General features: G+C 72.4%; 9 protein-coding genes. 5 read left to right on the top strand and 4 right to left on the bottom strand.

Going from position 1 to position 11197, the window contains the following annotated elements:
- Positions 1-103: 103 nt before the first annotated feature.
- Complete coding sequence (locus tag AB0M02_RS28805; RefSeq protein ID WP_364232262.1) at positions 104-2827, bottom strand: LuxR C-terminal-related transcriptional regulator; 2724 nt, start codon at positions 2825-2827, stop codon at positions 104-106.
- Between the two features lie 86 nt (positions 2828-2913).
- Here AB0M02_RS28805 and AB0M02_RS28800 point away from each other — a divergent pair, with 86 nt between their 5' ends.
- From AB0M02_RS28800 to AB0M02_RS28790, 3 genes are all read left to right on the top strand, one after another.
- Entirely contained in the window at positions 2914-4149 is a 1236-nt protein-coding gene (locus AB0M02_RS28800) for an MFS transporter (protein ID WP_364232259.1), read from the top strand.
- Between the two features lie 74 nt (positions 4150-4223).
- Positions 4224-6755, top strand: a complete 2532-nt coding sequence (locus AB0M02_RS28795; RefSeq protein ID WP_364232256.1) for a tetratricopeptide repeat protein — start codon at positions 4224-4226, stop codon at positions 6753-6755.
- A gap of 4 nt (positions 6756-6759) precedes the next feature.
- Positions 6760-7137 carry a Rid family hydrolase gene (locus AB0M02_RS28790; protein WP_364232253.1) on the top strand — a complete coding sequence of 126 codons (378 nt, stop codon included), beginning with the start codon at positions 6760-6762 and terminating at the stop codon, positions 7135-7137.
- A 19-nt stretch (positions 7138-7156) separates the two neighbouring features.
- Here AB0M02_RS28790 and AB0M02_RS28785 read toward each other — a convergent pair whose 3' ends face one another.
- Positions 7157-7495 carry an Imm51 family immunity protein gene (locus AB0M02_RS28785; RefSeq protein WP_364232250.1) on the bottom strand — a complete coding sequence of 113 codons (339 nt, stop codon included), beginning with the start codon at positions 7493-7495 and terminating at the stop codon, positions 7157-7159.
- Between the two features lie 109 nt (positions 7496-7604).
- Here AB0M02_RS28785 and AB0M02_RS28780 point away from each other — a divergent pair, with 109 nt between their 5' ends.
- Entirely contained in the window at positions 7605-8540 is a 936-nt protein-coding gene (locus tag AB0M02_RS28780; protein ID WP_364232248.1) for a hypothetical protein, read from the top strand.
- Positions 8541-8711: 171 nt separating this feature from the next.
- Here AB0M02_RS28780 and AB0M02_RS28775 read toward each other — a convergent pair whose 3' ends face one another.
- Together AB0M02_RS28775 and AB0M02_RS28770 are read right to left on the bottom strand one after the other, a co-directional pair.
- Entirely contained in the window at positions 8712-8975 is a 264-nt protein-coding gene (locus AB0M02_RS28775; RefSeq protein WP_364232245.1) for a hypothetical protein, read from the bottom strand.
- A complete protein-coding gene (locus tag AB0M02_RS28770; RefSeq protein ID WP_364232242.1) occupies positions 8972-9946 on the bottom strand; it encodes a YafY family protein in 975 nt (324 codons plus the stop codon). The genes AB0M02_RS28775 and AB0M02_RS28770 overlap by 4 nt, the downstream gene beginning before the upstream one ends.
- A gap of 63 nt (positions 9947-10009) precedes the next feature.
- On the opposite strand from AB0M02_RS28770, the gene AB0M02_RS28765 reads away from it, so the two are divergent.
- On the top strand, positions 10010-11101 hold the full coding sequence (locus tag AB0M02_RS28765; RefSeq protein ID WP_364232240.1) for an epoxide hydrolase family protein: 1092 nt from the start codon (positions 10010-10012) through the stop codon (positions 11099-11101).
- The last annotated feature ends 96 nt before the right edge of the window (positions 11102-11197 follow it).

Genomic DNA, 11197 nt, shown 5'->3' with positions numbered 1-11197 from the left:
TGCCGGATCTCGGTGCCGGCGAGGACCCGGTCGTACAGATGCACCTGATCGGCGGTCCCGTCCAGCTAGTCGACCGGGTTGCCGCCGACCTTCCCGAGCGCTCTCAGCGGGCGCCCAGCCGCCGGCTGCGGTCTGCCTGATAGGCGCAGCCGGCGGCCTCGAACGGCGCCGCGGTCGCCAGCACCCGGTCGGTGTCGCCGTCGAGCAGGGCCGCGGCGCGTTCCACGATCGCCTCGCAGACCGGGTTGCCCGCGACGATCGTGCGCGCCTCGGCGAGGCGGTCCGCAGCGGCGGGGGAGTGGGCCAGGACGGTGGCCTCCGCGCGCAGTGCCACGTACCAGTGCAGCCAGATCCAGGTGACCCACTTCCACACGTCGTCCGGCTCCGGCGCGAGCCGGGCCATGGCCTCCGCGGCACGGTCCTCGTGCAGCAGCAGCATCGCGTCGAAGACCGCGCCGTAGGAGAGGGTCCGCCCGGGTGAAGTGCCCAGCTGGTCCAGGATCGCCAGCCATTCGCCCCGGGCCGCGGCGTCACCCTCCAGACCGTGGATCATCGCGACGCCGGCCACCGCCGGGCCGAGATGGGCCCGGGCCGGCCGCCCGGCCCGTTCCCAGGCGTCCCGGAAGCGGATGCCGACACCGCGTACCAGGTCGGCGTCCCCGGCGAGCGCGCCCGTCATGAGCAGCCAGTTCGTCGCCCGGTGGCCGACCTCCGCCAGCAGCGGGTGGTCGGCCAGCTGCCGCGCCCACTGCCGGGCGTTGGCCAGGTCACCCACGCCGAGTACCGCCTCGGTGGCGTCGCCCAGCGCGTCGAGCAACTCGTGCGTCCCGGTCGGCGTCCGCGGTGCCGAGGCCAGCAGCGTGATCCGGCGCCGGGCCGTCGCCGCGGTCGCGAACGAGTCACCGGCCCAGCTCTGCGCGCCGGTCAGCGCCCCGAGCGCCGCGGACTGCGCGATCGGGTCGCCGGTCCGGGCGGCGAGCGCGACGGCGTGCTCCGAGCGGGCGACGGTCGCCGTGACGTCGTTCTCCTCCGGTCCCTGCGCGGAGCCGAACGCGTCGGTGAGCACGCCGGCCTCGGCGAGCGCGACGGCGGCGAGGGCGGCCGGATCATTTCCGGCCAGCTCCCGCGCGGTGTCGATCAGCGCAACGGCCTCGTCGTGCGACGGCAGCCGTTCGAACTTGCCGGAGAACCGGTAGGCGCTGGTCGCGGCGGTCGCCAGGTTCACCGCGGCGCCGGCCGGGTCGCCGGCCTCGCGGGCCGCTTCGGCGGCGGCGAGGTAGAGCCGGTACATGTCGTCGCCGCGCATCCGGCATCCGGCCGCGGCGGCGGCCTCCCGGAGCATGCGGGCCACGGTGGCGGGGTCATCAGCAAGTGCCGCCGCCTGCTCATAGCGTTGTTGGGCCTCGCCGGCGAGGGTACGGGCAAACGACAGCCCCGCCAGCCGATGAGCGAGACGGTGTGCGTCTTTCCGTTCGGCCGCTTGCCGTTCGCCCGCCTTTTGTTCGGTTGCCCACGTCAGGGCCGCGCGCAGGTCGTCGGCCACGCGGTCGAAGACGGCCCGGAAGTCCGGTTGCTCCGCCGTCACCTCCAGTGCCAGGCACCAGCGCAGATGACCCGCCCGTGCGTCGTCGAGCTCACCCGCCTCGGCCAGCCGCTCGGTGCCGTACCGGCGGATCGACTCCAGAGCGCGATACTCCACGGCGGTGCCGGTGGCGGTCACCGCGAGCAGGCTGTGCTCGGCGAGACGGGACAGGCCGTCGGCGACCTCGATGAGATCAGAACCGGTCACCTGGGCGGCGGCCTCGGCGGTGAACGGCGACACGAACACCGACAGCCGGCGCAGCAGCGCCTGATCGCCGGGCGCGAGCAGGGCGTGGCTCCAGTCGAGGACCGCGCGGACCGAGCGGTGCCGTTCGTCGGCGCGGGGGCCGCCGGCGAGCACCCGCAGCGGGTCGGCCAGCCCGGCGGTGAGGCCGTCGATGCCGAGAGTGGCGTACCGCGCGGCGGCCAGCTCGATGGCGAGCGCCACCCCGTCCAGGCGGCGGCAGATCCCGGCGATGTGCTCGCGCAGCGCGGGCGGCGGTGGCTGCCCGGCGGCGGCCGCCCGGTCCAGGAACAGCGCGACGGCGTCCGACTCGCTGTCGCCCGCCAGGCTGAGCGGCGGCACCGGGTAGACACGCTCGAACGGCACCATCAGCCGCGCCTGGCTGGTGGCCAGGACGGTGACCCGCGGGCAGGCGGCGAGCAGCCGCTCCAGGAACGGGACGACGCCGTCGCGTACGTGCTCGCAGTTGTCCAGCACCAGCAGGGCGTGCCGGTCGGCGAGGGCGGCGAGCACCGACTCGTCCAGGCTCTGCCCGGGTTGCTCGCCGACGCCGAGCGCTCCGGCGACCGCGGCCGCGCAGGCCCGCGGGTCGGTGACCGGGACGAGGTCGGCGAACCAGACGCCGTCGGGGTAGCCGGCGGCGGTCTCGGCGGCCACGGCCAGCGCGAGCCGGGTCTTGCCGACGCCGCCGGGTCCGGTGGCGGTCACCTGCCGGTGCGCCTTGAGCATCCCGGCCAGGGCGGCGCGTTCCGGCTCGCGGCCGACGAACGAGGTCAGCGGTGCGGGCAGTGCCTTCTCATCCGGTTTTCGAGTCTTGGCCGCCCGCTGCGCGAGCGCCCGGCGGTCGGCCACATTCAGCTTGCGCAGGAGGGAGGAGACGTGACTTTCTACGGTACGGACGGAAATGTACAACTTTGTGGCTATCTCCGCGTTGCTCAGGTGCTCCCCGAGCAGCGTGAGCACCTCCGACTCCCGCGCTGAGATCTCGACCGTCGCCGTCACGGGACCATTCTCACGTACCCGCTCAGTACCGGAGTCCGTGGCGGGCACGGATGTGCGGCGGCCGCCCTTCCCGAGACGCTGTTGTCGTGTCCACTCGCCCCTACCGGCAGGTGCTGAAGCAACCCGCACTGCGCCGCATCCTCCCCGCTCTCGCCGTGTCCGCGCTCGGCGACGGAATGACCATGGTCGCCGTCGCCTGGCTCGCCGTGCAGATCGCGCCCGCCGGGCAGACAGCGGTCTGGACCGGCCTGGCCGTCGCCGCCTACTCGCTGCCCGCCACCGCCGGCGCCGCCCTGTTCAGCAGGCTGGTCCGCCGTCTCAGCGGCGCCCGGCTCGTCGCGGCCGACGCCAGCCTGCGCGCGCTCACGCTGGGGACCATCGCGGTACTCGCGGTGACCGCCCAGCTCAGCCCGCTCGGGTTCGTGCTGCTCCTCGCGGTCTCGTCACTGCTGCACGCGTGGGGCGGCGCCGGGACGTACACACTGATCGCCGAGCTGCTGCCGCCCGACGACCGGCTGGCGGGCAATGCCCTGGTGTCGACGTTCCAACAGGCCGCGTTCATCGCCGGCCCGGCCCTGGCCGGTGGGCTGGCCGCCGTCGCCGGTCCCGGCTGGGTGATCGGCTTCGACGCGCTGAGCTTCGCCCTGCTCGCGATCAGCTGCGCCGGGGTGCCGTCCTCGCAGCGCCCGCCCTCGGCCTCCTCGGGCGGCTGGCGGATCGTCCTCAGCCGGCCACAGCTCCTCGGCCTGCTCGGCGTGACCTGCGTGTTCTTCTTCCTGTACGGCCCGGTCGAGGTGGCCCTGCCGATCTACGTGGCCCACGACCTGGCCGGCTCACCGGCGCTGCTCGGCGCGTACTGGACGGCCTTCGGCCTCGGCGCGGTGGCCGGCGGGCTGGGCGCCGGCCTGCTGCGGGACCGCCGCCTGTCGACCGTGGTCGCCGGCATCATCGTGGGCTGGGGAGCCTCGCTGCTGCCGCTCGCCCTGACCCACGCGGTGTGGGCCGGGCTGATCGGGCTGGCTCTGGGCGGCCTGATCTACGGCCCGTTCACCGCCATCTGCGTGGCACTGTTCCAGCAGGCCAGCCCACCCGAACTGCTGAGCCGGGTCCTGGCCACCCGCACCGCCCTGACGATCCCGTCGACGGCCCTGGGCACCCTGATCGGCGGCCCGGCCGTGGAAGCCCTGGGCGCCCAGCCGACCCTGCTGCTGTCAGCGGTGCTGACGATCGCCCTGGGCGTGGCGGTGGCGGCCGCCGCCCGGCTCCGCCCGTCGGTCGGCACACCCGGAACGAACGTGCAGAGTCACTCACCGATGCGTTGAGACGTCGATGACGGTCTTCCCCTCGTCGACGGGTGCGGGAATCATCTGCCCTCTGTGGAGAGGGGATCGACCGGTTGTCTGATGACGACACGCTGGCGTTCGGGCCGACGCCGGGGGTGTGGGCGCTGGGCAACGCTCCCGTGCAGGTCGGCGCCGAGAACGTGCAGAACAACTACTACTTCGACCGCAGGGATCCCACCCGCGAGGAACTGCCCGGCCTGGCCGCGCCGTTCGGCCGGCTCGTCACGGAACTCCCGGTACGCGGCCGCGAGGAACTGATCGCCGAGATCGAGCAGGCGCGGGCGACCCCGGACAGCCCGGACAAGGTGTGGGTGCTGCACGGCTTCGGTGGCGCCGGCAAGTCGACGGTCGCGCTCGCGGTGGCCCAGCGCGCCGAATCGGCCGGTGCCGACGTCTGGTGGATGCGTGCGGGCGACCGGGACTCGCTCGCCACGCTCACGGCCGCGCTCGCCAGCAGGCTGGGTGCCTCCCGCGAACTCGGCGCCGGCGACAACGCCGGTGACCTGATGTGGGAACGCCTGCGTGTCCGCCGCCGGCCGTGGCTGCTGGTGCTCGACGGACTGGACGATCCGGCGGACGGCGGCGGGCCCGCCTTCGCCGACGGGTCCGGCCTGGTCCGCCCGCTTGCCGGTGGGCTCGGCTGCGTGGTGATCACCAGTCGGGATCCGCGCCCGGCGTCGTGGGCGCGGTGGTGCCGGCTGCGCGAGGTGCCGCTGCTGGACCCGGAGGCGGCCGGTCAGATCCTGCTGGACCACGCGCCCCACCTGGCCGGCAGCACCGCCGAGGCGCGGGCGCTCGGCGCGGCCCTGGGCGGCCTGCCGCTGGCGCTGGGCATGGCGGGCGCCGCCCTCGCGACGGTGCACGAGGCGCCGCCCGAACTGGTCCGCCCCGGCACGCCGCGTACCTTCGGCGAGTACCGGACGCTCCTCGAGCCCGGCCAGTCGGACGGGGACCCGCCCGACGTCCTGGGCAGCATCTGGGAGATCTCGCTCGGCGCGGTGCGCAGCGGGGACCGGGACGACGCGGCCGCGATGCTCGGCTTCCTCAGCTGCTTCGCGGACGCACCCGTCCCGCTCAAGCTGCTCCTGCGTGTCGAAGCGCTGCGCGCCGCCCTCCCGCGCGTCTCGTCCACCGAGGACGTGGCCCGGCACCTCGACGCCCTGGCGAAGGTCGGGCTGCTGCGGATCGAGCCCGGATCCGCCGAGACGTTCTCCCTGATCCACGTGCACCGTCTGGTCCGGCGCTGCTGCCGCGCGGACCCACACGTACGCCGCGAGATGGCCGGCATGCAGTCGCACGCCACCGTACTGATCAACTCGCTGGTCACCGCCGAACTGCGGGACCGGGACGACTGGCGGCTGTGGGCCGCGCTCGAACCGCACGTGTTCGGCATCAGCGCGGCCATGGTCGCCGGCACCGGGTTCTCCGACGACGGCGTGCACCTGATGTGCCGGCTGGGCATCCTGGCGGCCAAGTCGTTGCAGGCGTGCGGGGCGTACGAGGCGGCCGGCCGGCGCCTGGACGACGTCGAGACGCTGCTTCGGGCGCACGAGCCCGACCCCGGAATCCGGCATCTGGAGCTGGCCGAGGCGCGCGCCGAGTTGGCCCGGCGGCGCGGCCGGCTCGCCGAGGCGGCCGAGTCCTACCGGGAGATCTACAACGCCTACGCCCGGATGCACGGGCTGCCGCACCGGACGACCATCAGAGCCGGGGCGGGACTGGCCGGGGTGCTGCACCAGTCCGGCCGGGCCCGTACCGCCGGTGACCTGCTCGACCTCCTGCTGGTGGCGGCGCGCGAGGGCCTCGGCGAGGCGGACCGGCAGACCCTGGCGTTGCGCGCGAACATCGCGTGCCTGCAGTACGAACTCGGCTTCCGCGACGCCGCCGAGGAACAGATCCGCGAGGTGCTGGCCGGGCAGGAGACCGCCCTCGGCACGCGGGACGGGGACACCCTGCGGACCCGGCTGAACCTGGCGCAGATGTGCCGTTTCCGCCGGGCCTTCGACGAGTCGGAGGCTGAGTACCGTACGGCGATCGCCGCGTTCGACGCCGTACACGGCCGTTCGAGCACCCAGTCGCTGAGCGCGCGCATCAGCCTCGCCGGCCTGACCCGCGAACAGGGCGGCCGCGACACGGCCGAGGCCATGTACCGGACGGTGCTCGCCGACGCGCAGCGCAGCCTCGGCCCCGACCACCTGATCACACAACGGGCGGAGCGCCGGTTGCAGGCGCTGGTGCGCGGGGAGGAACTGGCCGACTCCGGCGTGTACGAGGGCTTGGCGGCGGACGTGCGGGTGCGCATCTCGACCGCGTCGCCGCCCCCGAAGGGTTTCGTGCTGGGCGGAAGCGTTCCGGAGAACCACAGCGGCTCCCTGCACCGCATCCTCGACGCCGATCCGGACGCGACGATGTACATCCCGTCGGTCAATCTCGCTGTCCGGTCACCCACGCCGCCGACGGAGACTGATCCGGGAGCGCGGCGGGTGGCCGGCTCCCCGTTCGTGATCGGCGGCTTCGGGTTGCTGATCGGCTTCGTCGTTGTGCTGCTCTTCCTGATCTGGGCTTCCCCATCGGGGCTAGGTTGAGGGCATGCGAGAAATCGTCAGCACGGCGGACGCACCGAGCTCCCCTCTGTACAGCCAGGGGGTGAAAGCCGGCGGCCTGGTCCACATCGCGGGCCAGGCAGGCATCGACGTGAGCCACGGCGGACTGGCCGGGCCGACGATCCAGGAGCAGACGCGGCAGGCGCTCGCCAACTGCCGCGCCGTTCTGCGGGCGGCGGGCGCGGCGTGGGAGGACATCGCCGAGGTGGGCGTGCTCCTGCACAACCCGGCCGACTTCGCCGGCATGAACGAGGAGTACGCGACCTGGTTCCCCACCTCACCCCCGACGCGCTACGTGGCCAAGCTCGGCGTCGACCTTCCGGGCGTCCTCGTGTCGATCCGCATGACCGCCATCATCGGCTGAACGCCGGCCCGCGGACCGGTCAGTCGTCGAACTCGAACCCGATTGCGGTCGCCCGTTCGACGAGGTGCCGCAGCCGGGCCTCATCCGTCGCGACCGCATGAAGTCGCGCCGCCAGGTCTTCGAGCACGGCGCGGTCGTCGCTGTACGCGCAGAAGGCGCCGCCTTCCGGGTCGGGCGAGAAACGCCCCGCGAGGCTCGGCGCCTCCGTCGCTGTCAGCAGCTCGGCGACACCCTCCCAGAAGTATCCGTTCGCCTCATGACCGAGTTCGCGGATCACCTCGTCGACGTCGGTGGTGCCGGCTTCGAGCCACAGGCTGTACCCGCCGGACTCCGCCGGCTCGATCTCGATCGGTTCCACGGCTCGCATCCTGGCACACCGGCCGAGTGGGTGTTTCTCCCTCTGGAGAGGGAGGTGGTTCCCCGTCCGGCGGGAGGTGTGGGTGCCGGGGTTTCGCGAGGCTCGGTGCATGGTGACGACGACATCTCTGCGGCTCGGCGGGGGCCGGGGTCTGACGTACGCGGTGCTCGGCTGGGCCGTGGCATACGGGGGCGTGCGTCTGGCCTGGACGGCCGGCGCGGCTCCGGAGTTTCCGCCTTTCGGGTCGGATCTGCTGGGGTTCACGGGGTGGTGGGCGGTCGGGCTGTGTGTAGCGGCTGGACTGCTGGCGTGGGGGCTGGAACGGGCGGGGACATGGCGGCCGGTTCTGGCGGGGGCGGGCTGGGCGGTCGCGGGTGCACTGGTGGCGGCGGCCGGGATTCTGCTGCCTGAACTGGTGGGATTTCTGCTGTTCAGCGTGGGTCCGTACTTCGATCCGGTGGCGTTCGGGTCTCGCCTGGCGTGTGCCGGTGGGGCGGTTCTGCTGGGGTTGGCCACGGCTCGCTACCAGCGTCGGACCCGAGGTGACTGCCCGGCCTGCTGCCGGACAGGACAGCCGGGAGCGCGACGGGATGCGCCGGCTGTGTGGGCGTGGTTCGGGGCCTACGCGGCGGTGGCTGGACTGGCGGTGCGGTTCGTGGCGCAGTTCGTGGCTGGGTTCGAGGGGATCGAGCAGAGCGCGTCGCTGATCGGGCTCGAGGTCGGGTTGCTGCTGGCGGGAGTGTTGCTGCCCCTCGCACTGGTGCACGGGTGGGGCCGTATCTGGCCAGGCTGGGTTCCGCTGCTCGCGGGGCGGACCATCCCGCGGCTGGTGCTGCTCGTGCCGGGGTTCGGCTTGGGCGCAGGGATCGTCGCCTACTTCGGAATGGGACTGGTCCAACTGGCTTCCGGCTCGGTCAGCCAGTTCTCGGTGGCGTTCCTGATCGTGGCGATGTCCGCCTACTGCGTACTGGGGCTGGGCCTGCTCGTAGCCTCGACCGACTACCACCTGCGAACCCGACGGGCATGCACCGGATGCGGCCGCTGAACACGGGCAACGCCTGCGCGTGCGACGTGTTGACGTCACTTGCGTCATGTTGACGACTTGGCGAGCGTTGTGTTGACAGCACTTGCTTCATGTTGACGGCGTGGTGTGGAACGTGTTGACGGTGCGGGGTGTGAGTGGTCGGGCGTCTCGCTGAGGGCGGCCGGGCCACGACTACACGGCAGCGGCGATGGTGATGGCGGTGGCGATTGCAGTGGCGACTGCAGTGACGATTGCGGTGGCGATTGCGGTGGCGATTGCGGTGGTCGTGTCGGTGTCGTCGCAGTCGGGGATGGGAGTCGTGCCGGTGGGTGGTTGTTCGCATACCGGGTCTGAGGAGTTGGAGGACGGGCAGCCGCACAGTGTCAACAGGGTGGTGGTGGCCAGCAGGACTGTGGTGACGGCTCGGCGGAAGCGGAAGGTGGGCGGGGCTGTCATGTGATGTCTTCCTTGTCGGGGGTGCAGGCTCGGCGGTAGCGGTCGGCCAGGACGGTCAGGGCCTCGGTCAACTCGGGGCCGTCTATGACTGTGAAGTCGGCGTCCAGGAGGCCCAGATTGAGGGCGAGCATCTGGGGGTGGTCGGAGCCTGGGGTGAACTCGCAGCGGTTCGGGCCGAGTGGGTGGATCTCGGTGGCGGCTGGGAGGCGCTGGCGGACGTAGTCGGCCGGTGCGTGTACGACGACGCGGGCTCGGTAGCGCCAGGTGGCCGTGTTGAGGCGGCGGGCGACGCCGGTGGCGATCTCGTCGTCCGGTGGTAGTGGGCGTGGGGTGAACCGTGGGCCGCCGGGGGTGAGTGGGGTGACGCGGTCGGCTCGGAAGGTGCGCCAGTCGTTGCGGGCGGTGTCCCAGGCGAGGAGGTACCAGCGGCGGCGGTCGTGGACGAGGCGGTACGGCTCCACGTCGCGGCGGGTGACCTCGCCGTCGTGGGACTCGTAGTCGAAGCGGAGCCGTTCGTGGTCGCGGCAGGCGGTGGCGACCGTGGTCAGGACGGTCGGGTCGGTGGTTGCTCCCTGGAGCGGCGGTGCGCTCAGCGCGTACCCCTGAAATGCCTCGACCCTGCGCCGTAAGCGCTCCGGAAGCAGTTGTTGCACCTTGGCCAGCGCCCGCACCGAGGTCTCCGCGATGCCGGTGACCGAACCGCCGGCGGCGGTGCGCAACCCGACCGCGACCGCAACCGCCTCGTCGTCGTCGAGAAGAAGCGGCGGCAGGCGCCCGCCGGTACCGAGACGGTATCCACCGGCGACGCCGGGCCGCGCGTCCACCGGATAGCCCAGCCGGCGCAGGCGGTCCACGTCCTTGCGGATGGTCCGCGTGGTCACCGCGAGGCGCTCGGCGAGCTGGGACGCGGTCCAGTCGCGGCGTGCCTGGAACAGCGAGAGCAGACGCAGCAGGCGCACGGTCGTCTCCATGGATCCATGGTCGTCGACAAATGCGGAACGAAGGGATCCGCAATCGGGCCTAGCTTCAGTGTCATGGAGAGTTTTCGCATCGAGGTTCCGCAGTCCGAACTGGACCACCTGCACGATCGGCTGGCGCAGGCACGCTGGCCCGCCGCGCTCGACGGCGTGGGTTCCGAGCGCGGCATCACGCCCGGCCGGTTACGTGAGCTGGCCGAATACTGGCGGGACGGGTTCGACTGGCGTGCCGCCGAGGCGCGCCTCAACAGTTATCCGCAGTTCGTCACCACGATCGACGGGCAGCGGGTGCACTTCCTGCATGTGCGGTCGCAGCGCGAGGAGGCGCCGGCGCTGGTGCTGACCCACGGCTATCCGAGTTCGCCGGCCGAGTTCCTCGACCTGGTGGACCTGCTGCGGCCGGACTTCCACCTGGTGGTGCCGTCGCTTCCGGGATACGGATACTCCACGCCGCTGTCGGGGACGGGGTGGACGATGGGCCGGACGGCGCGGGCGTGGGTGCGGCTCATGGGAAACCTCGGCTACAAAAGGTACGGAGTACACGGCGGTGACGTCGGAGCCGGCGTCTCCGGTGCGGTGGCGGCCTACGACAGTGCGCACGTCATCGGGGTGCACGTGGTGACGGATCCGCCCGGTGCGGCGGCGACCGCGACGTTCCTCCCGGGGATGGCGGACCGTCTGGACGCGAACGACGCGGTCGACAAGACGATCCTGGAGCGGATGGACGCGTTCCGGCGCGAGGGCTCGGGTTATCTGGCCATTCAGAACAGCCGGCCGCAGACGATCGGGTACGCGCTGAACGACTCACCGCTGTTCCAGCTGGCGTGGATCGCGGAGAAGTTCGACGAGTGGACCCGGCTGCCGGTCTCCCGGGACGCGCTGCTGACGACGGTGAGCCTCTACTGGTTCACCGGGAGCGGGGTGTCGGCGGCCCAGACGCTGTACGAGCAGGCGCACTCGACGGAGTGGGGCGGCGCGACGGAGGTGCCGCAGGGGTTCGCGGTCTTCGGCGCTGACGAGACCGTGCGGCGGCTGATCCCGGTGCCGGACGGGACGCACTGGACGGAGTTCCCGGAGGGCGGCCACTTCCCGGCCCTGGAGGCGCCGGAGGTACTGGCCGCCGACCTGCGAACCTTCTTCCTGGGCTAGATGTTGTGACCGAAGACGTTGTTCACACGGCCAGTCGAGTGATCGGTGGGTGTCCTCCGAGGGCTGAGTGGCTGCGTGCAGTGTTGTAGTAGTCGA

Source organism: Actinoplanes sp. NPDC051861, from assembly GCF_040681145.1.
In the GTDB taxonomy this organism is placed as follows: domain Bacteria; phylum Actinomycetota; class Actinomycetes; order Mycobacteriales; family Micromonosporaceae; genus Actinoplanes.
This window is presented reverse-complemented; position numbering and strand designations above follow the sequence as displayed.

Excerpts from the sequence above, each read along its gene's own strand:
- AB0M02_RS28790 (WP_364232253.1), top strand. The coding sequence starts at position 6,760 with ATGCGAGAAATCGTCAGCACGGCGGACGCACCGAGCTCCCCTCTGTAC.
- AB0M02_RS28780 (WP_364232248.1), top strand. The coding sequence starts at position 7,605 with ATGGTGACGACGACATCTCTGCGGCTCGGCGGGGGCCGGGGTCTGACG.
- AB0M02_RS28775 (WP_364232245.1), bottom strand. The coding sequence starts at position 8,975 with ATGACAGCCCCGCCCACCTTCCGCTTCCGCCGAGCCGTCACCACAGTC.
- AB0M02_RS28770 (WP_364232242.1), bottom strand. The coding sequence starts at position 9,946 with ATGGAGACGACCGTGCGCCTGCTGCGTCTGCTCTCGCTGTTCCAGGCA.
- AB0M02_RS28765 (WP_364232240.1), top strand. The coding sequence starts at position 10,010 with ATGGAGAGTTTTCGCATCGAGGTTCCGCAGTCCGAACTGGACCACCTG.